This window comes from Streptomyces sp. NPDC000941, from assembly GCF_053599555.1.
Genome location: NZ_JBSFMM010000028.1, coordinates 1 through 23,285, shown reverse-complemented (window position 1 = coordinate 23,285; position 23,285 = coordinate 1). Strand labels below are relative to the sequence as shown.

Annotated in this window: 21 protein-coding genes and 3 pseudogenes; 8 read left to right on the top strand and 16 right to left on the bottom strand. The window is 70.0% G+C overall.

Annotated features, from left to right (window positions below; genetic code table 11):
• Nucleotides 1–28 precede the first annotated feature (28 nt).
• Together ACWDSL_RS12160 and ACWDSL_RS12155 are read right to left on the bottom strand one after the other, a co-directional pair.
• Nucleotides 29–244, bottom strand: a pseudogene (locus ACWDSL_RS12160) (sugar dehydrogenase); the annotation flags it as partial.
• 417 nt (nucleotides 245–661) lie between these two features.
• A complete protein-coding gene (locus ACWDSL_RS12155; protein ID WP_450484348.1) occupies nucleotides 662–1,570 on the bottom strand; it encodes a LysR family transcriptional regulator in 909 nt (302 codons plus the stop codon).
• Nucleotides 1,571–1,806: 236 nt separating this feature from the next.
• Here ACWDSL_RS12155 and ACWDSL_RS12150 point away from each other — a divergent pair, with 236 nt between their 5' ends.
• The 4 genes from ACWDSL_RS12150 (at nucleotide 1,807) to ACWDSL_RS12135 (ending at nucleotide 6,098) form a co-directional block, all read left to right on the top strand.
• Complete coding sequence (locus ACWDSL_RS12150) at nucleotides 1,807–2,763, top strand: alcohol dehydrogenase catalytic domain-containing protein (RefSeq protein ID WP_450484346.1); 957 nt, start codon at nucleotides 1,807–1,809, stop codon at nucleotides 2,761–2,763.
• Nucleotides 2,764–2,921: 158 nt separating this feature from the next.
• Nucleotides 2,922–4,034, top strand: a complete 1,113-nt coding sequence (locus ACWDSL_RS12145) for a flavin monoamine oxidase family protein (RefSeq protein ID WP_450484344.1) — start codon at nucleotides 2,922–2,924, stop codon at nucleotides 4,032–4,034.
• Between the two features lie 277 nt (nucleotides 4,035–4,311).
• Nucleotides 4,312–4,845 carry a DinB family protein gene (locus tag ACWDSL_RS12140; protein ID WP_450484342.1) on the top strand — a complete coding sequence of 178 codons (534 nt, stop codon included), beginning with the start codon at nucleotides 4,312–4,314 and terminating at the stop codon, nucleotides 4,843–4,845.
• A 38-nt stretch (nucleotides 4,846–4,883) separates the two neighbouring features.
• On the top strand, nucleotides 4,884–6,098 hold the full coding sequence (locus ACWDSL_RS12135) for an MFS transporter (RefSeq protein WP_450484340.1): 1,215 nt from the start codon (nucleotides 4,884–4,886) through the stop codon (nucleotides 6,096–6,098).
• A gap of 102 nt (nucleotides 6,099–6,200) precedes the next feature.
• Here ACWDSL_RS12135 and ACWDSL_RS12130 read toward each other — a convergent pair.
• Together ACWDSL_RS12130 and ACWDSL_RS12125 are read right to left on the bottom strand one after the other, a co-directional pair.
• Nucleotides 6,201–6,641, bottom strand: a pseudogene (locus ACWDSL_RS12130) (YbaK/EbsC family protein); the annotation flags it as partial.
• Nucleotides 6,611–7,570 (bottom strand): DMT family transporter, encoded by a 960-nt coding sequence (locus ACWDSL_RS12125; RefSeq protein WP_450484338.1) that lies wholly within the window; start codon nucleotides 7,568–7,570, stop codon nucleotides 6,611–6,613. The gene ACWDSL_RS12125 and the pseudogene ACWDSL_RS12130, both read right to left, overlap by 31 nt.
• An 80-nt stretch (nucleotides 7,571–7,650) precedes the next feature.
• Between ACWDSL_RS12125 and ACWDSL_RS12120 the strand changes: the two genes are divergently transcribed.
• Nucleotides 7,651–8,574 carry a LysR family transcriptional regulator gene (locus ACWDSL_RS12120; RefSeq protein ID WP_450484336.1) on the top strand — a complete coding sequence of 308 codons (924 nt, stop codon included), beginning with the start codon at nucleotides 7,651–7,653 and terminating at the stop codon, nucleotides 8,572–8,574.
• 97 nt (nucleotides 8,575–8,671) lie between these two features.
• A complete protein-coding gene (locus tag ACWDSL_RS12115) occupies nucleotides 8,672–9,376 on the top strand; it encodes a Clp protease N-terminal domain-containing protein (protein WP_450484334.1) in 705 nt (234 codons plus the stop codon).
• A gap of 63 nt (nucleotides 9,377–9,439) precedes the next feature.
• Here ACWDSL_RS12115 and ACWDSL_RS12110 read toward each other — a convergent pair whose 3' ends face one another.
• The 8 genes and pseudogenes from ACWDSL_RS12110 to ACWDSL_RS12075 form a co-directional block, all read right to left on the bottom strand.
• Nucleotides 9,440–10,087 (bottom strand): TetR/AcrR family transcriptional regulator, encoded by a 648-nt coding sequence (locus ACWDSL_RS12110; protein ID WP_450484332.1) that lies wholly within the window; start codon nucleotides 10,085–10,087, stop codon nucleotides 9,440–9,442.
• Between the two features lie 120 nt (nucleotides 10,088–10,207).
• Nucleotides 10,208–10,849, bottom strand: coding sequence for a DUF4232 domain-containing protein (locus ACWDSL_RS12105; RefSeq protein WP_450484330.1), 642 nt, complete (start codon nucleotides 10,847–10,849; stop codon nucleotides 10,208–10,210).
• A 232-nt stretch (nucleotides 10,850–11,081) separates the two neighbouring features.
• Nucleotides 11,082–11,258: an ABC transporter permease gene (locus ACWDSL_RS12100; RefSeq protein WP_450484328.1), complete on the bottom strand. Its 177-nt coding sequence runs from the start codon at nucleotides 11,256–11,258 to the stop codon at nucleotides 11,082–11,084.
• A 51-nt stretch (nucleotides 11,259–11,309) separates the two neighbouring features.
• Nucleotides 11,310–12,218: a class I SAM-dependent methyltransferase gene (locus tag ACWDSL_RS12095; protein WP_450484326.1), complete on the bottom strand. Its 909-nt coding sequence runs from the start codon at nucleotides 12,216–12,218 to the stop codon at nucleotides 11,310–11,312.
• A gap of 72 nt (nucleotides 12,219–12,290) precedes the next feature.
• Entirely contained in the window at nucleotides 12,291–13,424 is a 1,134-nt protein-coding gene (locus tag ACWDSL_RS12090; RefSeq protein ID WP_450484324.1) for an NAD(P)-dependent alcohol dehydrogenase, read from the bottom strand.
• Nucleotides 13,425–13,426: 2 nt separating this feature from the next.
• The gene (locus tag ACWDSL_RS12085; protein ID WP_450484322.1) at nucleotides 13,427–14,830 is read right to left on the bottom strand and encodes an aldehyde dehydrogenase family protein; all 1,404 of its coding nucleotides are present in this window, start codon (nucleotides 14,828–14,830) and stop codon (nucleotides 13,427–13,429) included.
• Between the two features lie 8 nt (nucleotides 14,831–14,838).
• Nucleotides 14,839–15,615, bottom strand: a complete 777-nt coding sequence (locus tag ACWDSL_RS12080) for a (5-formylfuran-3-yl)methyl phosphate synthase (protein WP_450484394.1) — start codon at nucleotides 15,613–15,615, stop codon at nucleotides 14,839–14,841.
• A 209-nt stretch (nucleotides 15,616–15,824) separates the two neighbouring features.
• Nucleotides 15,825–16,073: pseudogene (locus ACWDSL_RS12075) on the bottom strand (MerR family transcriptional regulator); the annotation flags it as partial.
• A gap of 29 nt (nucleotides 16,074–16,102) precedes the next feature.
• Between ACWDSL_RS12075 and ACWDSL_RS12070 the strand changes: the two are divergent.
• Nucleotides 16,103–16,873 carry a methyltransferase domain-containing protein gene (locus ACWDSL_RS12070; protein WP_450484320.1) on the top strand — a complete coding sequence of 257 codons (771 nt, stop codon included), beginning with the start codon at nucleotides 16,103–16,105 and terminating at the stop codon, nucleotides 16,871–16,873.
• 70 nt (nucleotides 16,874–16,943) lie between these two features.
• Here ACWDSL_RS12070 and ACWDSL_RS12065 read toward each other — a convergent pair whose 3' ends face one another.
• From ACWDSL_RS12065 to ACWDSL_RS12055, 3 genes are all read right to left on the bottom strand, one after another.
• Nucleotides 16,944–18,569, bottom strand: coding sequence for a multicopper oxidase family protein (locus ACWDSL_RS12065; protein WP_450484318.1), 1,626 nt, complete (start codon nucleotides 18,567–18,569; stop codon nucleotides 16,944–16,946).
• Between the two features lie 95 nt (nucleotides 18,570–18,664).
• Nucleotides 18,665–19,141 (bottom strand): hypothetical protein, encoded by a 477-nt coding sequence (locus tag ACWDSL_RS12060; RefSeq protein WP_450484316.1) that lies wholly within the window; start codon nucleotides 19,139–19,141, stop codon nucleotides 18,665–18,667.
• A gap of 159 nt (nucleotides 19,142–19,300) precedes the next feature.
• Nucleotides 19,301–20,737, bottom strand: a complete 1,437-nt coding sequence (locus ACWDSL_RS12055) for an MFS transporter (RefSeq protein WP_450484314.1) — start codon at nucleotides 20,735–20,737, stop codon at nucleotides 19,301–19,303.
• Nucleotides 20,738–20,921: 184 nt separating this feature from the next.
• Between ACWDSL_RS12055 and ACWDSL_RS12050 the strand changes: the two genes are divergently transcribed.
• Complete coding sequence (locus ACWDSL_RS12050; RefSeq protein WP_450484312.1) at nucleotides 20,922–21,569, top strand: TetR/AcrR family transcriptional regulator; 648 nt, start codon at nucleotides 20,922–20,924, stop codon at nucleotides 21,567–21,569.
• A 39-nt stretch (nucleotides 21,570–21,608) separates the two neighbouring features.
• Here the strand turns inward: ACWDSL_RS12050 and ACWDSL_RS12045 are convergent.
• On the bottom strand, nucleotides 21,609–23,285 hold a 1,677-nt coding region (locus ACWDSL_RS12045; protein ID WP_450484310.1), incomplete at its 5' end, for a DUF4132 domain-containing protein.

Below are 23,285 nucleotides of genomic sequence, written 5' to 3'. Positions count from 1 at the left end.
GGAAGGGCTTCGGGGCGAAGACACCGGCCGCGTTGACGAGGAGAGTGGCGTCGGCGTGCTCTTCGGTGAGGGTGACGCGCAGGCGGTCGACGGCCGCGGGGTCGGCGAGGTCGGCCGCCAGGCCGACGGCGTTGCCGTGGGTGGACAGGGCAGCCGCCGCTTCATCGGCGCTGGACTGCGTGCGGCCGGTGACGACGGCGCTGCCGCCGGCGTCGAGGACATGGCGGGCGACGGCGTGGTCCATGCCGCTGGTGCCGCCGATGACGACGACCTTCTGGCCGGAGAAGTCGAGGGTGGTGGTGGACATGTGGTGCTCCTGTTTCAGGCGGGTTGCCCGGACGAGGGAAGGGGGGTGTCCGGTGTCGCGGTCAGGCGTAGGGATTGAGTACGAGATAGCCGCCGACGCGGCTGAGCCGGTCCGAGGCGGGGTCGGACGGGAGCGCGTGGCCGAGGTGGCAACGAGGGGCGATCGGCGATCGGGGCCTCCCGCCACGGCGGCCTCGGCTTCGGCACCGCCGCCGCCACCGCCACCGTTGACAGCATCACGGCGGCCGGTGACGGCGTCACGGCGGCCGGGCCGCACCACCGCGGCTCGTCACGCGAGACCCCAGCATCGCTCCGACGACCCGCAGGGGCCGATGACGGGCCGGGTTGCGTATGGCTAACGGCGGGCAGCTGCGAGGCTGTCGGCAAGGCGGAGCAGGTCCGCACTGAGCGGGGAGTCGGCGCTCCAGACCGCTTCAAAGGAGATCTGCACCTCGCGACCCTCGTCCATCAGGGGCCGGTGGGGCACATCGGGCGAGGTGAGCTTGGAGCGGGGGACCATGGCCGAGCCCAGACCCAGCTTGGTCCAGTCCTCCAGGACCCCATAGCTGGCGGCTTCTCCCGGATAGGTGCGCAGGGGCATCTCGCGTGCCTGGAAGAGCTGTGTGGTGAAGGTGGTCAGGCCGCAGGTGTCCGGCACGAGGATGAAGCACTCCTTGCTGACTTCTTCGAGTTCGAGCGGAGTCGCCTCTGTCGCCTCCGTCCCCTCTGCGGAATCGGGACTGATGACGACAATCGGCTCGACGTCGATGACCCGGTGCTCAAAGCGAGGCATCGCGGTGACGGCCGGGATCAGGATGATGTCGAGCTGGCCGGTCTGCAGGCATTCGCGCAGGTCCTGCATGTTCGCCTCGCGCAGCACAAGGTCGCGGGGCATGGGAAGGTCGCGCACCTTGCTGAACGCCCGGGCGACCAGATGCGAGCCGATCAGGGGTGAGAGCCCCATGCGGATCTTCTGCTCACCTGGTTCGGTCAGCCGCCTGGCCTCCGCCGCGACGGCATCGAGTGCCACCAGGGCGCGCTCGATCAGTGGAAGGATCCGGGTGCCGAAGGCGGTCTGGGTCACGCCGCGCGGCGACCGGTCGAAGAGCTTGTCCCCGAGGCGCTCCTCCAGCTTGGCGATCCCGTTGGACAGGGCTGGCTGGGTGACCCCGTAGGCCCGCGCGGCGGCACTGAACGACTTGGTCTCGGCGACCGCCTGCGCGTAGCGGAGTCCTTCGAGATTCAGGCGATCCATCATAGCCATGCCTTATCGCTCCATTCACTGATGTCCCCTACCTGGCTTGTTTCCCTCCGCCTACGGTGGGGTCTCTGCTGATTCAGCTGCTCATTCAGCATAACCAGCAGCTATATGCATCGTCGTGTTCGGATTGGAAAGGCACTATGTCAGACACTGCCGTGGCCATGGTCGTGACCGAGCCCCGAGGCCCGGTTCACCCGTCCGTGGCCGAGACGCCATCGCCGACGGGCAGGTGGGTCCGTGTGTCCGTTACGGCGAGCGGCGTGTGCAACGCCGACATCGGAACGGCCGCGGCCACCGGCGCGGGTACGTCCTTCCCGGTGACCCCGGGGCATGAGGTCGCCGGTGTCATCGCCGAGATGGGCGATGAGGTGGCGGGCTGGTCGGTCGGGGACCGCGTGGCTGTCGGCTGGTTCGGCGGCAGCTGCGGGCACTGCGCATACTGCCGGGCGGGCGACGTCGTCCACTGCCCCGAACGCAAGGTGCCCGGCCTGTCCTACCCGGGCGGCTGGGCCCAGAGCATCACCGTGCCCGCTGACGCACTCGCGCGCATCCCCGACGAGCTCGACCTGTTCGACGCCGCCCCGTTCGGCTGCGCGGGCGTGACGACCTTCAACGCCGTCCGCAAGGCCGGTACACGCGAGGGCGGTACGCGCGAGGGCAGTCGCGTCGCCGTGTTCGGGCTCGGCGGACTGGGCCACCTCGCCGTTCAGTTCGCGGCGAAGCTCGGCTACGAGACCATCGCCATCGCCCGGGGCGGCGACCGCGAGAAGCTTGCCCGCGACCTCGGCGCCCACCGCTATATCGACAGCGACGCCCAGGCGCCCGGAACCGCTCTCGCGGAACTCGGCGGCGCCGACCTCATCGTCTACACCGCCTCCTCCACCACCCCCGTGGACGAGTTGCTCACCGGGCTGAACGTGCACGGACAGCTCACCCTCGTCGGCGTCGACGCGGGATCCGTGACCGTTCCGGCGGCCCAACTCGTCATGAACGGCCACACCCTCACCGGACACCTGACCGGCAGCGCCCGCGAGACGGAAGAGGCGATGCAGTTCGCCGTCACCAACAGCGTACGGCCCATGATCGAGCGCATGGCGCTGGAGCAGGCCGGCGAAGCCGTGACCCGGCTGCGCTCCGGGGCTCCCCGCTTCCGCATCGTCCTGGACACCGGGCGCCCGGCAGCCGACGGCCAGTAACCACACCCTCCCGGCCGCTCCGCGTCACGGCCACGGCGCGGCCACCGCCTGCGTTGATGCCACCGGCTCGGCACGCCCCAGAAGCCGGACGCCGAAACACCACCGGTAACAGCGGGGTTCGGCCTGATCAATTCGGCCTGATCAAAAGGAAGCCACACATGTCCCACCAGGACAGCCACAACGTGATCGTGGTCGGCGCCGGCGCCTCCGGACTGGCCGCGGCCACCGCTCTGCTCGCCGCCGGCCGCGACACGGTTTGTCTGGAGGCCCGCGACCGCATCGGCGGACGCCTGCTCTCTGCCCCCACATCGCACCCCGAGCGGGCCCTCGACCTGGGAGCCACCTGGTTCTGGGACGGCGAGGAGCGCGTGCGGACCCTGGCCGTACGCAGTGGCATCGAGATCTTCGACCAGCACCTCGCCGGCGACGCCATGCTGCAGGAGACCACCGGCACACGCCGCTTTGCCGGCAACCTGATCGACGCGCCCTCGCGCCGTTTCGCCGCCGGATCCCAGAGCCTCGCCACCGCCCTCGCCGCCGCGCTGCCCACCGAATCCCTGCGGCTGAATACGCCCGTCAGCGCCATCCGCCCGCGTGGCCAGGGCGGCCAAGGCGGCCTTGCCGTGCTCACCCCGGCCGGAACCCTGCACGCCGAGCACGTCATTCTCGCCGTCCCCCCGGCCCTGGCGCTGGAGCACATCGACTTCGGCGACGCACTTCCCGCCGACCTCGTGCGCCTCGCCCGGTCCACCCCGGTCTGGATGGGGGCCGTCGCCAAGGTCGTCGCCCAGTACCCCTCCGCCTTCTGGCGGGAGGCCGGGCTGGCCGGTGCGGCGTTCAGCAGGACCGGCCCACTCCAGGAGATCCACGACATGTCGGGGCCCGACGGCCGACCTGCCGCACTCTTCGGGTTCGCGCATGCGCGCACCGTCGGCCCGGGCTTCGAAAAGGCCGTCACCGCACAGCTCGCGCGGCTCTTCGGCCCGGCCGCGGCCACCCCCGATGTCCTGCACATACAGAACTGGAGCGCCGAGCAGTGGACGTCCCCGTCCACCGTGCAGCGTCTTACCGACTACTCGCTCTTCGGGCACCCCCTCTATCAGCGGCCGGCATTGGACGGCCGCCTGCACTGGGCGTCGACCGAGACGGCGACCGACCACGCCGGACACATCGAAGGCGCCCTCGCTGCCGGAGAGCGAGCAGCGCAGGCCGTACTGGCGGCGCCCGGCGCCCCGAACACCTTGGTTCGGCCCGAAGTGGCATGCAACTGAGCGGCGCGAGCAACATAGCGGCGACCGATCATTTCAACTCCGCGGAACTCCTGGCCGAATAGAAGGGATCCACCAGTTGCCTCGACTGGCGGGAATGGGTCGGCGGCGACTGCTGCCCCGACGGGCACTGACGCCGAGTCCGTTCCACGGCATCCGCGTCGAACCCCGATAACATCCGCGGTCGGCAGGCGCACCCCGAGTGGCGCGACCGTCCGACGGCATGGCCCGGGCAGCGCCTTCATGGCCTCACCCCCGCCGGCTACTTCAAGGAGGAGTCATGTACGAGCTGGAAGCGCTGCTGCGTGAATACGACCGTGCCCGCGGCTACACCGACGAGCTGTGGCAGGACCTGACTCCGGACGAGGTGATCTGGCGTCCGCGCGAGGAGTTCAGCGCCATCGGATGGCATCTCGGCCACCAGGCCCATGTCGCCCACTTCATGATCCGCAATCTCACCGCGGCCGAGCCCAGTCCCGATCCCGCTCTGGACTCCCTGATGGACTCCGCGTTGCCGGAACAGTTCCGGGGCGCGCTGCCGACGGTGCGTCGGCTCACCGCTTTCAGGGAGACCGTCGCCGAGCGGGTGCACGCCCGCATCGGTGACATCGCGGCCGGGAAGGTGAGTGCCCCCACACAGATGACCATCGTCGGGACGCAACTGCTGACCGCGCTCATCAATCATGAGTACCAGCACGACCAGTGGATCGGCGAGGTCCGTTCCGAGCACCTCGGGCATGCGCTGCCCACCGATCCGGACTCCGACCATGTCCGCCGTATCGACGGCTACCTCGTTCTGCACCCCTACGTGTGACGCGCGGAGCATGCCGTCCTCTTCTGCCCCCGCTCCTCGTGTCCGCCGACGCAGCCGCATCAATCGGTTCGTTGCTGGCCGAGTCAGTCGCCCAGAGCGAGACCTACGCCGGATTGGCTCGCACGGCCACGACGGCGGGCGCCGCCGCGGTCGGTGTGCCTCTTGCCCTCCTCGCGCAACGGCGAGGGCGCCGGTCCTCCCTGAGCGCCGGATGGCTCGCGGCCACCCTCGGCGGAGTCCTGCTCGTGGGCTCGGCGGTGAGCAGGTCAATCCCCCTGCTCGTAGTGGGGATGCTGCTCTTCGGCATCGGGAACGCGACGAACCAGCAGAGCCGGTACGCGGCCGCCGACCTGGCCGCGCCGCACCGCCGGGCCCAGGCTCTGTCCCTCGTGGTGTGGTCGACGACCATCGGTTCGGTGATCGGGCCCAACCTCGCCGATCCCGGTGCCGGAGTGGCATCGATTCTGCACCTCCCTCGGCTGGCCGGCGCGTTCGTCCTGGCCACCGTCTGCATGGCGCTGGCATCGGTACTGCTCTGGGTCTGGCTCCGCCCTGACCCGCTCCTGCTGGCCCGGCAGCACCAGGACGCCGACAAGCAACCGGAAAACGGCTCGAGTTCCCAGGCGGCACAAGCCGAGGCCACAAAAGAGGCGGGGCAGTCGCAGACCGGCACGCTGCGCGCGGGCCTGCGTCATCTTCGCCACGCCCCGCGGGCGGCCTTCGCGTTCGTGACCATTGTGGTGGCCCACACGGTCATGGGGGCCATCATGACGATGACTCCCGTCAGCATGTCCGAAGACGGCGCGAACCTCAGCATCGTCGGCGTCACCATAAGCGGCCATCTGCTGGGCATGCACGCGTTCTCGCCCATTGTCGGCTGGCTCGCCGACCGGATCGGTCATCTGCCGACCGCGGTGGCCGGGCAGGCCATTTTCATCGCGTCCGCACTGCTGTCGGGCCTGAGCCACGGCTCGGTCGGCATGGTGATGGCAGGACTGTTCCTCCTGGGGCTGGGCTGGTCGTTCAGCCTGGTGGCCGGGTCAGCAATGCTCAGCGAGGCCACGCCCGCGGCTCTCCGGCCCGGAGTGCAGGGCACCACGGACACCGCGATGAACGTCGTCGCAGCGGTGGGTGCCGGCCTGGCCGGGCCCGTCATGGACTGGATTGGCTTCGGCGGGCTGAACGCCGTCGCCGCGGCTTTCGTGCTGCCCGTAATCGCCTTCTGGATCTTCCTCTGCCGTCGGCCGGTCTGATACCGCAACCGCGTCCGGGATGACACTTGGTACGGGTGCTTGGGCGCCGACGTCGTCGGGGGTGGCGATGCGTTCGATCCGCGGGTGGGCGAGCCGGACGTAGTCGCCGCCGGAGATGACGGCGGAGCGGTCGAGGCGGGCGGCGTTGAAGTAGAGCTGTGGCCGGGTGACGATCTCGGGGTCGGCGACGAGTTCGAGATCGGGATCGAACGCGAAGGGGAGGACGGTGCCGGGGACGGCGTGAGCCAGTCGTTCGGCGGTCGCCGCGTCGCTGAATCCGACGTAGCGGGCGTCGAACAGCCGGCGGACGGCGTCCAGGTCGACGCGTCGGTCGCCGGGGACGACCGCGAGCACGTGGCGGGTGGTGCGCCGGTCGGTCTTGACTCTGAGGATGATGCACTTGGCTGCGTGGGACACGGGGTGACCGCGCAGGGCACTGACCGATTCCGTGGTGCCGTCCGGTTCGTGGTCGATGAGCCGATAGGGGGTCTGGGTGGTGTCGAACAGGGCGATCAGACGCTGGTAGGTGTCGGGGTGGGGCACGTTCTGTCCTCTTCCACGGTTTTGGCGGTTTTGCCGGTGGCGGTGGCGGTGGCGGTGCGATGGGTGCGTTCGATGGCCTGGCCCCAGTACGTTCCGGCGATCATGAGCACGGCGCCGAGGGAGGCCCACACGGTGAGCCGTTCGTTGCCGAAACTGATCCCGATCGCGACGGCCCAGATCGGTTCGGTGCCCAGCAGCAGGGTGGCCCGGCTGGCGGAGGTGCGTTGCACGGCCCAGGTCTGGACGAGGAAAGCGAACACGCTGCAGAACAGGGCGAGATAGATCAGCTGCGACCATGTGGTGGCGCTGCTGTGGGCAAGGTCGGGCAGGTGAATGAAGGCGGGCGCCAGGAACAACCCCGAGCCGACGACGGTCTGCACGGTCGTCAGGTGGAGCGGATCCATGGGGTGGCGGGCGGTGAGCCGTCCGACGAGCGCGACGTGCCCGGCCCGTACCACCGCGGCGGCGAGCACCAGGGCGTCGCCGAGCCGTAGCGCGTGCAGTCCACTGCTGGAGGTGAGCAGCCCGACGGCCAGCACACACAGGCCGGCGGCGACGAAGAACGTCCAGGGCAGCCTGCGGCTGCTCGCGGTCCGGTCAAGCAGCGGCGTCAGCACAATGGTCAGGCTGATGATCAACCCGGCGTTCGCGGCGCTGGTGTGCGCGACCCCGTAGGTCTCCAGTACCAGAACGGCTGCCTGTGTAACCCCCAGCAGCGACCCGGCGCGCACCTCCGCGCGGGTCCAGCGGCGCGCCCGGCGACGGGAGGCGACCAAGGCTCCGCATGCGAGCGCGGAGATCGCGTACCGGGCGAACAGCACGGTGGTAACCGGGAGCGCGCCGGTGGCCGTCTTGGCCGCCAGGTAGCTGGAACCCCAGACCAGCGCGATCAGGAACAGCGCTACATCGGTACGGCGTGCAACGGGCATACGCCCACGCTGCACCATCAGGATGTTGAAGACAATCACCAGCTTCTAAAGCAAAGCTGTAGCTCCCCTACACTGTCCACATGGATGAGCGGCAACTTCAGATCCTGCGGGAACTGGGAGAACTGGGCAGTGTCAGTGCGGTCGCCAAGGCACTGCACGTGACGCCTTCCGCCATCTCCCAGCAGTTGCGCCTGTTGCAGCGTTCGATCCCCGTCCCGCTCACCGAGCGCGCCGGGCGCCGGGTGGTGCTCACCGAGGCCGGGCAAGCCCTGGCCCGCGCTGCCATCGAGGTGGAGACGGCCCTGGCCCGGGCGCGACACACCATCGCCGACTTCGCCGAGCAGCCCGACGGCGACGTCTCGCTGGCGGCGTTCCACAGCGCGGCCTCCGCGTTCTTCCCCCTGCTGCTGCGCGGCCTCGCCGGGCCGGGCCACCCACGACTGGCCCTCGCCGACGAAGATGTCGCCCAGGACCGCTTCCCCGCCCTCACCCGTGACTACGACCTCGTTCTCGCCCACCGCCTCGACCACGGCCCACCCTGGCCACGCTCCGTCACCGCCGGCACCCTGCTGCGAGAGCCGCTCGATGTCGCCCTGCCGACCGGCCACCCGCTGGCCTCCAAAACGCTGCTCTTCCCACATGACGTGGCCGACCAGCCCTGGATCACCGTCCATGACGGCTTCCCGCTCATGTCCACCATCGAAGCCATCGCCAGTGTCGCCAACCGCCGCCTCGACATCGCCCACCGCATCAACGAATTCGCCGTGGTCGCCGAGGTCGTAGCCGCCGGCGGCGGCCTGGCGCTGATGCCACGCTGGACAGCCCGCGAGCATCCGAACCTCGTCCTGCGGCCGCTGGGCGCAGTCCACGCCCGACGCCACATCGACGTCCTCCACCGACCGGAACGCACCGCACGACGGGCCGTCCGAACCGTCCTCGCCGAGTTGCACCGCGCCGCCGCAGAGATCCAAAGCCAGGACACCCACGCGTCTGAGCGCGCTTGACCGTGGCGACGGCCAGAAAGACACCGTACGCTGGCGCACCCGGAACGAGCGTCAATTACAAGTTGACGCCGAGCTGGCGTCAACTTACGATTGACGCATGAGCCCACTCGACATCAGCCTCGCCGACCTGATCGCCCGTCTCGATGAGGAACTTTCCGACGCCGACGAACTGGCCCGCATCAGCGAGGCGCGACTTCGTGCCCAGACCCTGTCCGACCTCGGTGACCAGCTCATCGACCACTACGTCAGCAAGGCCAAGCGGACCGGCGCGTCGTGGACCGAGATCGGCGACGCCATCGGGGTGTCCAAACAGGCCGCCCAGCAACGCCACACACCCGCGGCATTTGATCGGTTCACCAACCTGAACCGGCACAGCATCGTGCTGGCACAGGAGGCCGCCCGAACCCACAAGCACGACTTCATCGGCACCGAACACATCCTGCTCGGCCTGCTCGGCGAACCGCAGGGCCTGGCGTACGAAATGCTGATAGCGAAAACCGAGTCCGAGCAACGCATCCGCAACGCGATCGAGGAAGCGATGCCGCCGGCCGGACAGAAGGCGCTGCGAGGTCACATCCCGTTCCGGCCGGAGAGCAAGGAGGCCATCGAGCAGGCACACCGCGCGTCGGCCGACCTCGGCCACGACTGGGTCGGGACGGAACACACGCTGCTTGGCCTGATCCGCGCCGAGGAGAGCCCCGCCGCGCAGATCCTGCGCAACCTCGGCTTCACGTCGGACGAGTTGCACGAGACGGTCAAGACCGAGATCGCCAAACGGCTCGCCGTGCGCGACAAGCAGTAACGAAACGAGCCGCCGCGCGCAGTGCCGCAGCGCGCCTGCTCGCCCGTGACTGTCTCTGTTTGGTCAGACGAGGGGGTCGCCGACGGCCCCGCCGGTGGCCGTGCGGATCGCGTGGGCGAACCGTACAGCGGCGGCCTTCACCTCGGTCAGTTCCGTGGTGTCCGCGCCGGTGCCGGAGCCGGTGCCGGCGAGGAAGGCGACGCCGATCCGCTCGTCCAGCACCCGCACCACCGCGGCGGTGGCCGCGGCGTGCAGCCGCACCTCCAGATCACCGGCCGGACGCCCCAGCCGGTCGCAGATGATCACGCGCATCTGCTGTTCGATCTGGTCACAGGCCATCAGCCAGGCCGTGCGCAGAGCCGGTTCGGTGTCGGCGAGCCGGATCATCTTCATCGCCAGCATCTCATCGGCCAGATCGACCGGCCGCGTCTCGTACTGGAGCCGGACCAGTTCCCCCGCCAGGTGGTCTTCGAGGGAACTGTCCTTCGGCCAGCTGTGCAGCACGCTCATCAAGGTGACGACGCCCTGCATGACGATCGGCTCGGCGCACGCCTCCTTGCTGCGGAAGTGGCGCCAGATGGTGCGCGTGGACAACCCCACCGCATCGGCGATCTGGTCGCCGCTGGTCGCGGCCACACCCTGCTTCCAGAACAGGCGCGCCGCCTCCCGGGAGATCTCCAGCCGCAGCCGCGTACGCCGCCGCTCGCTCATCCCTCCCACAGGGCGATTCTCCGTCGCCATAACATTCATCAACCCTTCTCCTTCTCCGTCCAGAGGCGGCATGACGTCGCCAAGTGAGCCGATGCGCGGCGGTGCGCGGCGGCGGTGGTGTTACCAGCTGAGGGCGTTGTCCATCGACTGCTGCCAGTACGTGACGCTCAGGGAGTCATCCACGTAGACGCCCTCGGCGGGCAGAGACGGGCGGGCGACCCAGGAGGTGTTCTCCCCGGCGCGGTCCCGGAAGGTGACGGCGAGGGACTTCACGGTGTGGCCGTTCGTGCCACTGCCGTCGGTGGCCGACAGATTCACGGCCGCGTAGCCGGACTCGCCCGGCGCGAGCGTGACGACGGCCTGCGGCTTGGAGTCCTCGTTGACCGGTGGCACCGACTGGGCCTTGCCGAAGCGGGCGGCCGGGTAGCCGTAGAGGCCGCAGGGGGCGCTGCCGGTGTTGGTGACCGTGAGCAGCATGTGGTTCACCGGGCGATTCACCGGGGCCGCGACCGTCTTGGTGCCGGAACCCTTGCAGGCGACGGCCTTGTCGCCACTCGCGCCGGCGCCGCCGGACTTCGCACCCTTACCGGAGGACGAGCCGGAAGAGGAGCCGGTCGAGGAGCCAGCCGGGGAGCCACCTGCCGACGGGCCCTCGTCAGACCCACCCGATCCGTCGCCGCACGCGGTCAGGGAGAGAGCGGCGATCGCGACGGCCGCGGTGGCGGTCAGCAGGCGGGTACGGGTGTCCCGGACACTGGACATGTGGGTGCTGTGCCCTTCTGTGGCGCAGTGGGGAGTGCTTGGCTGACCGGAGTCTGTTGGGTGATCCGTCCCAGCCGCTACGAAGGACCGGCAATTGAATACGCTGGGATGGAAAACGGGCCCTGACCAGGAGAGATTCAGGCAGCCTGGAATGCGGGAATGGGACGCGCCGGGTCACGTGGGACATGAAGAGGAACGGTGTCAGGGGCGATGGAGCTGGTCGTGGAGCGGATCAGGCGGTGCTCAGCGCCTCGGTAGGTGCCAGGCGTGCCGCACGTACGGAGGGGTACACCCCGGCCAGGACGCCGATGGCTGTCGCCCCGCCCGTGCCCATGGCGATGGCGGTCAGCGGGATCACCGGCGGCCAGCCCTGATACGTCACATAGGCGACCGTGGCCAGAGTGCCCATCACTGTTCCTGCCACGCCGCCAAGCACCGCCCGACAGGCTTGACGGCAGCGTTACGGCCGTGGCTTGTTCGCGAAGACCCACCGGTTGCCCGCCAGCGCGTCGTTCGGCTCGGGCAGCGGGCCGCGTCCGTGCCTGCGGGTGAAGTCGAAGGGGGTGTGGACCGATGTGGACCAACCCTTACCCGCCAGATCACCTGCCGAGTCGGGCCGCGGCTCGCCATCGAACAGGTTGAGCAGGTCGATGCCGATCTGGTGTTTCGTCGAGGTGTAGAGCGGGCTGTCGCTGAACTCCAGCAAGTCCTTCTCGAGCTTGACCTCGTACGCCAGGGCGCTTCCCTCCGTGCTCAACCGGTCCACCGTGTCGATGAGGTACGTCTCGGCGGCGCCTGGCAGGTAGAACAGCAACCCCTCGGCCAGCCAGACGCTCGGTGCGGCCGCGTCGAAGCCGGCGTCGGTCAGCGCTCCGACCCAGTCGGCGCGCAGATCGATCGGGATCGGTACGCGCGCTGCCTTCGGGCTGGCCGACAGTCCGCCGAGCACCTTGTCCTTGAACGCCAGTACGCCCTCCCGATCGACCTCGAAGATCACACAGCCGCAAGGCCAATCGAGACGGAACGCCCGCGAATCCAACCCCGCCCCGAGCAGGACCACTTGGCGGGCGCCCCCCGCGTGCACCGACCGGAGGAGAAAGTCGTCGAGGACCCTCGTCCGTAAACCGAAGTAACGCGCGAACCGCCCCCACAGCGGGTTCGCGTCCCCGTCCGGCACCTGTTGTATACGGACCGGCCAGCCTGCGGACGCCGGTGCGGCGAGCACGAAGTGCTCTGCGTAGACGTCCCGTGCCAGGCTGTCGTGGCGGTGGGTCTCGATCGCCCGTGCCGCGGCGACCATGAGAGCGGTCAGACCGACACCCCCTTCCACACCTTCCACACCGGTGTTCCGATGCGCTGTGCCGACCATGTGTCCTCCCTTGGCGCGAGGGTGCGGTGTCCGTGGCTGCCCGCCAGATGGCGCCCGCCAAGTGGCGGCCCATCAGCCAGGCAGCGATGTTGAAACGCCTCGGTCATCGCCCCTCCCCTGCGGAACCAGGACGGGTTTGACCACGCGGCCCGCGTCGCAGTCGCGTTCGGCCTCGTTGATGTCGGCGAGCGGGTACGTACGGATCAGCTGGTCGAACGGAAACCACCCGGCCTGCCACAGCCCGGTCAGCCGCGGAATGAGCAGTCCCGGCACCGCGTCCCCCTCGCAGATGTGGGAGATCCTGCGGCCCCGGTCCAGTGCCCCCGGTTCGAGCGGCAGCGTGGTGTGGAGCCGGGCCACCAGGCCGAGGTGGCCGGTCGGGCGCAGCGCCCGGAGCGCGTCGTTGATCAGCTGGGCGGAGCCCGTGGTGTCCAGCGCGTACTGCGCGCCGCCGTCGGTCAGCCGCTGAATGCGGCCGGGCAGGTCGGCCGATGCCGCGTGCAGCGGGATCGCGCGGAGCCGCTCGGCGAGGGCCAGCCGTTCGGGGTGCCGGTCGACGGCCACGGTCACTGCCCCGGCGGCGGTGGCCGCCATCACCGCGGCCAGACCCACCGCTCCCGCGCCGAAGACCACGATGGTGTCGCCGGGGCGGACGCCGAAGGAGTTGAAGACCGCCCCGGCGCCGGTGAGAAATCCGCAGCCCAGCGGTCCGAGCATTTCGATCGGCAACGAGGGATCGACCCGGACGGCGTTGCGGGCCGGGACCATCGCGTACTCGGCGAAGGAGGACTGGCCGAACCACCGGGGAGCCAATTCGTCCCCGGCCGCGTCGGTGAACCGCGCCGCGTTCTCCTTGCGCCCTCCGAAGAGGTTGAGCGAGGCGAAGGAGTCGCAGTAGGCGGGGGCCGCACCCACGCAGTTCCGGCAGCGTCCGCAGGAGTCGAAGCTCAGCACGATATGGTCACCGACGCTCAAGCCGGTGTCCGGGCCGCCCGTCTCCACCACGACCCCGGCCCCCTCGTGGCCGAGCACCGCCGGCAGCGGTGAGCGGCCCGCCGAACGCCGGACCGCGAGATCGGTCCGGCACATCCCACAGCCCGCGATCCTGACCAGGATCTCGCCGTCGGCCGGCCCCGCGTTCAGGATCACCTCCTCGACGGCGAAGCGGCTCTGGTACGAGCGCAGCACCGCCGCGCCGAACCTCATCGTCACGCCTCCTCCGGACGATGCACGACGAACGGCCTGAGGTTCCCGTAGAGCCCCCACGGCCCGCCCGCGACGCCGACACCGCTCTCCTTGATGCCCGCGAAGGGCTGGGCGAGGGACAGTTCGGCGTGGTGGTTGATCCACGCCGTCCCGCACTCCAGCCGGTCGGCCACCGCCTCGGCCCGGTCGAGGTCGGTCCCCCATACCGAGCCGCCCAGCCCGAAGCCGGTGCCGTTGGCCGCCTCGACGGCTTCGTCGACGCTCCCGTACGGCAGCACCGGCAGGACCGGACCGAACTGCTCCTCCGTCACCACCGGGCTGTCGGAGGGGACATCGGCCAGGATCGTCGGGGCGAAGAAGTAGCCCGGCCGGTCCAGCCGGTGGCCACCGGCCACGGCTCGGGCACCGGCTGCCAGGGCCTGGGTCGTGTAGCGCTCGACCCGGGCCAGTTGGGGGGCGTTGTTGACCGGCCCCAGCTGCGATCCCGGGTCGAGCCCGGCTCCGACGACGGCGGTCTTCGCGCGCTCTGCCAGGGCCTCGACCACCTGGGAGTGGAGCCGGGCCGGGGCGTAGACGCGCTTGACCGCCATGCAGACCTGCCCGCAGTTGCGGAACGCGGCCCAGAACAACCGGTCCGCGATCCGCTCCACATCCACGTCCTCCAGCAGGATGGCGGCGTCGTTACCGCCCAGCTCCAGGGTGACCCGGGCGAGTGAGGCCGCCGCGCCCTCCGCGACGGCCCGTCCGGTGCGCATCGAACCGGTGAAGGTCACATGGCGGATCCCCGGATGGGACGCGAGGCGGGCGCCGAGGGGTTCGCGACCGGTGACGATCGTCAGTACGTCCTCGGGGAGCGCGGTGGCGATGACGGATCCCAGCAGCCGAGTGGCGAGGGGCGTGAACGGGGAGGGCTTGAGCACCACCGTGTTGCCTGCGGCGAGCGCGGGCGCGAACTTCGCCGACGCGAGCTGGAGGGGAAAATTCCACGGAACGATCGCGGCGACGGGCCCGAGCGGTCGCCAGCGGATCTCGCCGCGTACCGGCCGCCCGTCCGTGATCGGCTGGGGCCCGGCGTCCAGCTCGGCGAAATAGCGCAGGCGGGCCGCCGTACGGGCGATCTCCGCGTACGACTCGGCCAGGGGTTTGCCCTGTTCACGGGTGAGCAGCGGAGCGAGGTCGGCCCCGGCCGCCTCCACGGCGTCGGCTGCCACGAGCAACGCGGTGGTGCGGACGGCGGGATCGGCCCGCCAGCCGCGCCATGCCTCGTGGGCCCGCTCGACAACGGCGTCCAACTCGTCCGGGTGCTGATCGGGAGCCTCGTCGAAGGCCTCGCCCACTGCCGGATCGAGAACGGCGAAGCGCTCGCCGCGGGTCCCGGGCGCGCGACGGGGCAAAAGTGCCGGCATGCCGGCGGTCAGCTCGCGGCGGCGACGGCAGCCGCGTGTTCCCTGGCATGCCGGTCCATCTCCGTCCGGAAGGCGGCCACCAGCTGCGGCTGAATCCTTCCCGTGGTGCGGTCACCCCCTTGGCAGACCGCCCCGCGCACCCCCACGATGTCCGTGCCGATGCGGGTCAGCGCGCCGAGGTCTCCCACCTTGACGCTGCCCGCGAGGGCGGCGAGCAGATCGGCCTCGTGGGCCAGCCGGACGAACTCCGCGCAGAGGTCGGGCGGAACGTGGTCGAACAGCCGTGTCCCGTCCTTGATCGCGGTGTCGAGCATGGCCGCGTCGGAGCCGGAGCGGCGGGCGATGTCGGGCAGCGCGAGCGGGTTGACACAGCCGATCCGGTTGGCGTCGGCGTAACCCGAGGCGACGACGAACGCGTCCGGCCGATGGTCCTTCACCGCCCGGACGACCCCTCGCATGACCTCGATGGCCTGTTCGGGCGTCGTGCAGCCGTAGAGGCCGACCTTGATATACGTGGCTCCGGAGACAGCTGCACCGAGCGCCGCCTGGGCCACCGTGCCGGGCTTGTACGGGACGTCTCCCACGGTGGCGGACACCGGCTTGTCCGCCGGGACCGCATCGCGGATCTCCCTGATGACCCACGGGAAGTTCGCGCCCAGCGAGCCCTCGTCGGGCTTCTTGACATCGACGATGTCGAGGTGCTCCGCCGCCTTCGCGCAGTCGAGAGCCTCCTCGACGCTGTCCGGGGAGATGAGAAGCAACAACGTGGATTCCTTCCACCGCATATCCACCTGCCGAAGGGCAGATGTGCGGAGTCGTCTGGATCACGTGCGGTCTGCTCATCATTGCCGCGGACCGTGGCCATCGGCAGAGCGCGCGGAGTCCGAACGGGGCGTTGCATGACGTGTCCGCGCCCCTCAGCACGCCGTCTACGCCGGTTCGAACCCTACGGCCTGATGGGGATGTGGGGAGCAGCGTCCAGGCCGATGCGATCTGCCACCATCTGGCGGATGGTGTCGAGGGAGAGCCCTGCCTCCTTGGCGCGCAGGATGACGGCGACGCGTGTGAGGTCGGTGCTGCCGTAGCGGCGCCGACCGGCGGCATCGCGTGCGGGGGTGAGGATCCCCATCGACTCCCAGTGCCGCAGGACATGCGTGGCAAGACCGAAGCGTTGGGCGATGGCACCGATGCTCAGGGGCTCGGGCCCGCCGTCGGCAGTCATCCCGTGCTCGCTTGACTTCATGCCGACATTAAGTCGCAGTCTTGGGGCTCATGACCAGGGAAACAGATCAGAAACCCCAGTCGACGGACGACCTCATCGCGCTGCTCGACGCGGCCGACCGGCTACCGGGCGCCAAGGAGCTGAGAGCTCTGTCCTGCGATTTGCTCGGCGCCGCCGCCGGCAAGTCGGTGGTCGACGTGGGGTGCGGCGCCGGACGGTCCGTGGCGGAACTGGCCGAGCAGGGCGTGAAGGCCGTCGGTGTGGACCCGAGCGAGCGGATGATCGCCGTCGCCCGCGGCCGGTGGCCCGAGGGGGACTACCGGATCGCGGGGGCATACGAGTTGCCGCTGCAGGACGCCTCAGTGGACGGTTACCGAGCCGACAAGGTGTTCCATGAACTGAGCGAGCCGGAGCGGGCGTTGGCGGAAGCACGCAGAGTGCTTGCGCCCGGAGGGCGGATCGTGCTGGTCGGACAGGACTGGGACACGTTCGTCATCGACTCCGCCGATCCGGCCCTTACCCGCACCATCGTGCACGCCCGCGCCGACCTGACCGCCGGTCCGCGTGCCGCTCGCCGATACCGCAATCTACTGCTGGACGCCTGCTTCGACGACGTGACGGTCGAGGTGCACACGGGCGTTTTCACCGGGCCGACGATGTTGCCCCTGCTCACCGGCCTGGTCGAAGGAGCTTGCTCCGTCGGCGCCGTCACGCGCGGGCAAGCGGACAGCTGGATCGCTGAGCAGCGTGAGCGGGCCGAGGCCGACCGGCTCTTCCTGGCGCTGCCGATGTTCGTGGCAGCGGCGACCGCACCACGATGAAGCCGGCTACTACCCGGTGCTGGGGCCGACCGGGCGGGCCGGTCCCGGCACCGGGCAGGAGCCGCGACGGTCAGGCCTGGTACGCGACCAGCGCCATCATGCCGGCCTCTCCGTGGTACGCGTTGTGGCAGTGCAGCATCCACTGGCCGGGGTTGTCGGCGTCGAAGACGACGGACAGCTTCTTCTTGGGCAGCACGATGGCGGTGTCCTTGCGCGGGCCGGTGTTTCCGAGCTGGTAGGTGTGGCCGTGCAGATGCATCGGGTGCCACATCTCCGTGGTGTTGACGAAGTCCAGCCGGACCCGCTGTCCTTCCTCGATCGTGAGCGGATGCGCGGCAGGGTCGTCCATGTCGAAGGCCTTGCCGTTGATGGCCCAGTTGTACTTGTCCATGCCGCCGGTCAGCTCGACACGGTGTACCCGGTCCACCTTCTTGGAGGGCAGACGGACATCGTCGGCCGCGCGCAGCTGGGACGCCGTCAGGATCCTGCCGTTCAGTTCCTTCGGGCGGACGGTCGCCTTCGGCGCGCTGCCGGATCCTGTACGCACCAGGGCCATGCCGGTGGCGTTCTTGCCCTCGGCCAGCGCGACGAGCGGGAAGACGCCGTCGCCGACCGTGACCAGGACGTCGTACCGCTCCCCCATGCCGATCAGCAGGGCGTCGACCTGCTGGTGCTCGACGGGGAACCCGTCGGTGTGGGTGATGGTCAGCTTATGGCCGCCGAGCGCCACCCGGTACGCGGTGTCACCTCCCGCGTTGATGATCCGCAGTCGGACCCGCTTGCCGGGCTTGCCCTGGTAGACGTCCGGGTCGGCCGGCACTCGGCCGTTGACCAGGTGGTACGGATACTTCACGTCGCCGGCGTCGCCGCCGAGCAGCTCGCTCTCGGCGCCCATCAGCATGAACTTCATCGACGTTCCGCCGGACGTGGGCGAGGCGGACGGGGACGCGGAGTCCTCCCCCATGTCCATGCCCCCCTTGCCGTGCATGTCATGGCCCTCCATGCCGCCGGAGCCGGAGTCACCGCCCATGTCCATACCGCCCATGTCCATACCGCCCATACCTTGACGCAGTTCGGCGAGGACCTCGTCGGGGGTGCCGGTGACTCCGTCGACCCAGTCGTCCAGGACGACGACCCATTCGTCGTCGTACGACAACGGCTCCTTGGGGTCCTCGACGATCAGCGGCGCGTACAGGCCGCGGTCGAGCTGGACGCCGACGTGGGGGTGGAAGAAGTACGTGCCGGGGGCGTCGGCGATGAAACGGTACGTGAAGTTGGCACCCGCCCGTACGGCCTGCTGGGTCACCGGGGGCACGCCGTCCATGTCGTTGCGCATGGCGAGGCCGTGCCAGTGGATGGAGGTGGTCGTCTTGTTCGGCAGTTGGTTGGAGAGTTCGGCTGCCAAGGTGTCGCCGGCGGACAGGCGGATCTCCTTGCCCGGGGCCTGACCGCTGAAGGCCCAGCTCTTGGCCATGATCCTGCCGCCGAGGTCGAGTACGGCGGGCGCGGCGGTCAGGGTCACCTTCTGCGTCCTGCCGGTGCCCTTCCGCTTCTTCTCGGTCGCGGCGACCGCAGAGCCGGAGGGGCTGATCAGGGTGGGGGTGCTGGTGGAGCCGCTGCTGCAGGCGGCGAGCGCGCCGGCGCCCGCGACGCCGAGCCCGGCGAGCAGGACGGAGCGACGGTTGATGCTGTTCATCGGTGTCCTCGATCTCAGTGTGCGCATAAGGAGTTGGCGTGCTGGAACGGCTCCTCGGCATGCCAATGGCGGCACGAGAAAGCCGTGGGCACGGCCTAAATGCGCAGCTGAGAAAGTACGGACAGGTCCGGCGGCGCCCGGTCCACCGTCCCGGCGGCCTTCGGCCCCGCGGTGACACCTCCGTGCGCGGGGACATCCCACGACACAAGGGTCTGTTGCGGTGCCGCGAGCTTCACGGCCTCGAGGCTTGCGGTCGAGCAGTGCTGCATGGCCATACCGGAGCAGGCCGGGCCATCGGCACTGTTTGTCGCGGGGGCGGTCGCCATCGGCCCGGCGGACTGTGCGGGTGCGCTTCCGTGCGCCTGCCCGGACATGGCCGTCGCCGGTGCGGCATGGTTGCCCGCCATCACCATGCCGGGCGTCATCACATGCGTGGCGGACGACGGCGTCGGTCCGATCGCCAGGACGGCCGTCTCGTGGTGGATCAGTACGGCGAGCGCCGCGAGCAGAGCGATGACGGCAGCGCGTGCCCAGCGGACGGCAGCGCGCGAGGCGCTGGTCCGCGGGGCCAAGGCTCCTCGTGCTGTCATCGCTGCCCTCTGGGTTCCCGGTGAGACGGTGGCGCCAATATACCCGGCGGGGTAAGTGGCACGTCAGCACGGTCGCTCACAGCGGGGTACGGACAGCTCGACCGTGAGGAGCGGCCACTCTTGGTCGGTGGCCACTCTTGGTCAGTGCACGTGCGGGCCGCCGGTCGACTGCGGCTTGCCTCGCGGCACGAGGCCCAGGGCCACGGCGGCGCCGGCGGCCGCCGCCACCGCACACACGATGAACGCGTCGGCGAAGCCACCCACCGAATCTCGCTCGAACCCGGAAGCCGCGACCGTGGAGACGACGGCAACGCCGATCGAACCACCCACCTCATGGAAGGTGTTGACGACTCCGGAGGCCAGCCCCGCCTCCCGGTGTTCCACCATGGCCAGTGCGGTCGTCGTGGCGGTGACGAACACAGCGCCGACGCCGAGCGAGGCGATCACGAAGCCCGGCAGGAGCCCGGTGTACACGCTCCCGGTCTCCGACAGCTGGGTCAGCGGGACGGTTCCGGCGGTGGCGACGAGCATGCCCGCGACAGCGGTCGGGCGGCTGCCGATCCGGCCGACGAGCCGGGAACCGAGGTGTGCCCCGATACCGGTGGCGACCGCAACAGGCAGGAACACCAACCCGGTGCGCAGCGGGCCGAAGCCCCGGATGCGCTGCAAGTACACAGACCCGAGGAAGAAGAACGCGATCAGCAGGGCGGTGGCGATCAGCATCAGGAAGGCCCCGGCGAGCACGGGCCGCCGGGTGAACATCCGCAGGTCCATCAGCGGAGCCCGAGTGGCCCGCTCGACCGCCGCGAAAGCCGCGTACGCGAGCACCGCGCCGACCAGCGGCAGCAGGCTCGAGGCGGCCGCCCAGCCGGCGTCCCCCGCCTTGACCAGACCGTAGATCAGAGCGGCGGTGCCCGCGGTGACCAGCAGCGCGCCGGGGACGTCGAGCCGTGCGGGCTGCGGCGCTCGGGCCGGGACGAAGGCGGGCAAGGCCACCAACAGGATCAGCCCGACCGGCACGTTGATGAAGAACACCCATTCCCAGCCAGGCCCGTCGGTCAAGGCTCCGCCGAGGAGGACGCCCACCGCGGAGCCGGTGCCGCCGATGGCCGCCCAGACACCGAGCGCCTTGTTGCGTTCGGCGCCGTGGAAGGTGGTGGTGACGATGGAGAGTGCGGCCGGGGAGAGCACGGCCGCGCCAACGCCCTGGCCGACCCGGCCGCCGAGCAGTGTCGGGGCGTTCTCGGCCAGGCCGGTGACCAGCGAGGCGGCGGTGAACAGCGCGAGTCCGGCGAGGAGCGTACGACGGGCGCCGAGGGCGTCGGCGAGGCGGCCGCCGAGCAGCATCAACCCGCCGAAGCAGAGGGTGTAGGCGGTGACCACCCAGGTCACCGCCTCCCGGCCGAGGTCGAGGTCGGCCGCCATGTCGGGCAGGGCGACGTTCACGACGGTGACGTCGAGAATCAGCATGAACTGGGCGAGGCAGATCAGCGCGAGGGCTGCCCAGCGGCGCGGATCGGTGGGCGGGTGGTCGTCGTGTTCGGCTGTATGCGGTGCACCGGCTTCGGAGTGGGTCATGACGGGTCCTTCTGGTGCGTGGTCAGGGTCATGGGCCGTGGGTCGTGTCCGCGCCGCGGGAGGGCGCGAGAGGTCCCCTTTCTGGCGCACGGTCCCGCTCGTTCGACCGGCGCCTACCTGAACCATACCGTTCAGTTCACATGAACTCAACCGTACAGTTCAGGTGGATGCTAGGGTCGATGTCATGAGCGTGGACAGCGTCAAACGACCACCGAGCGGCCCTCGGGCGGAGCTCAAGCGGCAGGCCATCGTCCGGGCCGCCCGCGAGCTGTTCCTGCGGGAGGGCTTCGGCGTGGGAATGGACACCATCGCCGCCGAGGCAGGCGTGTCGAAGGTGACCGTCTACAACCACTTCGGCAGCAAGGAAGCCCTGTTCACGGCGGTCATCACAAGCGCACTCGACGAGTCGCTCGCCGGTGAGTCCTCAGCCGCGCTCGAGGGCCTGGCGGAAGCCGAAGACCTGCGGACCGCCCTCGTCCAGGCGGCCCGCACCTGGGTCCACGCCGTCCGCACCAATCACGAGGTCACCGCTCTACGCAATCTCGTCGCCGCCGAACTCCATCGCTTCCCCGAGCTGGGCGAGGCCTGGAAACACCACGCCACGGAGAGCCACCACCCCGCCGTCGCCGGCGCCCTGCGTTCCCTCGCCGAGCAGGGCCGGCTGGAGATCCCCGACCTCCAGGTGGCGATCATCCAGTTCTACGGACTCCTGGTCTTCCCGCACATGGTCTTCAGCTCCTACGGCACACACATCGACGAGGACCTGACGGACCGTCTCGTCAGCGACAGCATCGACATGTTCCTGGATCACTACGGCCCACGGGACACATAGCCTGTACCGCCGTGCCGCCAGCCGTGTGGTGCGTTCTCGTCACCGGGCCACCAGCTCCGTGAGGTCGGCGAGCAGCTCGGACGCGGTCACCGGGTCGAGTTCGGCGAAGGCGAGCCTGGACGGCTCCCCGGGCGGATCCCACGCACTGGGCTGCTCGGACAGCCCTATGAATGCCAGCGACTGCTCGGTGGAGACATCGACGGCGCCGATCGTGAACCCCTCCGACGGACTGACGACGATCCAGCGGTCCTTCGCGACTCGCTTGGACAGCCGACACTGCACACCCCCGAACATCGGCTCGTCGCGCTCCCAGCCGCGCCGTTCCAGGCCGAGCAGTTTGGCGGTCGGCACGGTGATGTTCTCGAACCGCTCCAACCGGTCGGCGGCCGCCTCGTCGTCCGTGAACCGGTGTACGGCGCGGCCGAGCTGCGGGAACGGCTGCAGGATCTCGTGGTCGGCGAACAGCTTCTCCCACTCCGTCAGCTCCTCGCCGAGGTGGAGCGGGTGTGCCGGCCGTACGGAGGCGTCCTTGGGCAACCAGAACTCCTCGTCCCGTACGCCGGCGAAGGTACGGTCCTCCGCCACCCGGAACGCCGTCACCGCACCAGCGCCACTGATGGCCGGGGCCCCGTACAGAGCCCTCTCCGAAACCCCGACCGGGATGCACAGCCACACCAGCCGCCGCACCAGATGCCACAGCAGGGGATGGGAGACGAACAGCTCGCGGAACTCACCAGTCGTCCAGGTGCGGCCCGCGACCATCGCGCCCTCCAGTCGGCGCACCTGGTCCGAGGCCACCGTCCGCACATCCTTCTTCAGCGCCATGAACCGCTTGCGTTCCGCCGGCGCCAGCTCGGCGTCGTCGCGGGCACCCGGCTTGGGCAAGTCCTTGCGCCGCTTGCCGTCCTGGTCCAGGACGTACGGCCGCAGTTGCTCGTCGAAGCCCACGGTGAAGCGCCGGGGCCCGTAGTCCACGACGGTCGAGCCGTCGGTGTCCAGCCCGAAGTCCGGCACCAGCCGGTCGGCGAGTTCCTCGCCGGACAGCCCCAGATCGGCCGCCACCTGCTCGATCTTCTCCTTGGCGCGCGTCTTGAGCGCCTTGAACTTCACCCGCTGGGACACCCCGTGCAGATGCATCAGGGCCACGTCGCTGCCGATGGCCGCCAGCACGTCCAGGCCCTCCACAGCCCGCTGGTGCGCTCCCTCGCCGGGCCAGTTCCGCAGGACCGGCGCCAGCCGGCGCACCGTGTCGTCGTCGCCGAGCCACCCCAGGGCATGCAGCGCCCAGCTTTCCTTGGCCGGCATCCCGGACAGCCGCCACTGCTCGAACAGGGACCAGGCGAAGGCGGCCAGCGACTCGGGGTCGCACGCCTCCCGCACCGTCTCCACGCCCGTATAGACCGCGCCCGGCCGGGAGATCGCCAGCATGGTGAGCAGATGGCGCACGGATTCGGCCGGCAGCGCCGAGGTCCGGTCACGCAGCAGCACTCGCGGCAGCAACCGGGGGGCCGCCCAGGCGGCGGGCTCCGGCATCCTCGACGGCAGCGCGAGCTCCAGACGATCGGCCGACAGCAGGTCACGGACGACCGCGACCGCCTTGGGACCGTGATCGGCCGCCGCGTCGAGTACGGCGTCCTTGCCGTGCGTGGCGGCGATGGCCCGCAGCGCGTGCTCGGCGCTGTGGCGGGCGGCGCCCGCCGGACCGGCGGCGTCGGG

What these genes read in the sequence shown, in the direction of transcription:
- ACWDSL_RS12155 (WP_450484348.1), bottom strand. Translation starts at nt 1,570, where the DNA reads ATGGCTATGATGGATCGCCTGAATCTCGAAGGACTCCGCTACGCGCAG.
- ACWDSL_RS12145 (WP_450484344.1), top strand. Translation starts at nt 2,922, where the DNA reads ATGTCCCACCAGGACAGCCACAACGTGATCGTGGTCGGCGCCGGCGCC.
- ACWDSL_RS12125 (WP_450484338.1), bottom strand. Translation starts at nt 7,570, where the DNA reads ATGCCCGTTGCACGCCGTACCGATGTAGCGCTGTTCCTGATCGCGCTG.
- ACWDSL_RS12105 (WP_450484330.1), bottom strand. Translation starts at nt 10,849, where the DNA reads ATGTCCAGTGTCCGGGACACCCGTACCCGCCTGCTGACCGCCACCGCG.
- ACWDSL_RS12140 (WP_450484342.1), top strand. Translation starts at nt 4,312, where the DNA reads ATGTACGAGCTGGAAGCGCTGCTGCGTGAATACGACCGTGCCCGCGGC.
- ACWDSL_RS12070 (WP_450484320.1), top strand. Translation starts at nt 16,103, where the DNA reads ATGACCAGGGAAACAGATCAGAAACCCCAGTCGACGGACGACCTCATC.
- ACWDSL_RS12080 (WP_450484394.1), bottom strand. Translation starts at nt 15,615, where the DNA reads ATGCGGTGGAAGGAATCCACGTTGTTGCTTCTCATCTCCCCGGACAGC.
- ACWDSL_RS12095 (WP_450484326.1), bottom strand. Translation starts at nt 12,218, where the DNA reads ATGGTCGGCACAGCGCATCGGAACACCGGTGTGGAAGGTGTGGAAGGG.
- ACWDSL_RS12120 (WP_450484336.1), top strand. Translation starts at nt 7,651, where the DNA reads ATGGATGAGCGGCAACTTCAGATCCTGCGGGAACTGGGAGAACTGGGC.
- ACWDSL_RS12090 (WP_450484324.1), bottom strand. Translation starts at nt 13,424, where the DNA reads ATGAGGTTCGGCGCGGCGGTGCTGCGCTCGTACCAGAGCCGCTTCGCC.
- ACWDSL_RS12100 (WP_450484328.1), bottom strand. Translation starts at nt 11,258, where the DNA reads ATGGGCACTCTGGCCACGGTCGCCTATGTGACGTATCAGGGCTGGCCG.
- ACWDSL_RS12110 (WP_450484332.1), bottom strand. Translation starts at nt 10,087, where the DNA reads ATGAGCGAGCGGCGGCGTACGCGGCTGCGGCTGGAGATCTCCCGGGAG.
- ACWDSL_RS12115 (WP_450484334.1), top strand. Translation starts at nt 8,672, where the DNA reads ATGAGCCCACTCGACATCAGCCTCGCCGACCTGATCGCCCGTCTCGAT.
- ACWDSL_RS12055 (WP_450484314.1), bottom strand. Translation starts at nt 20,737, where the DNA reads ATGACCCACTCCGAAGCCGGTGCACCGCATACAGCCGAACACGACGAC.
- ACWDSL_RS12065 (WP_450484318.1), bottom strand. Translation starts at nt 18,569, where the DNA reads ATGAACAGCATCAACCGTCGCTCCGTCCTGCTCGCCGGGCTCGGCGTC.
- ACWDSL_RS12085 (WP_450484322.1), bottom strand. Translation starts at nt 14,830, where the DNA reads ATGCCGGCACTTTTGCCCCGTCGCGCGCCCGGGACCCGCGGCGAGCGC.
- ACWDSL_RS12050 (WP_450484312.1), top strand. Translation starts at nt 20,922, where the DNA reads ATGAGCGTGGACAGCGTCAAACGACCACCGAGCGGCCCTCGGGCGGAG.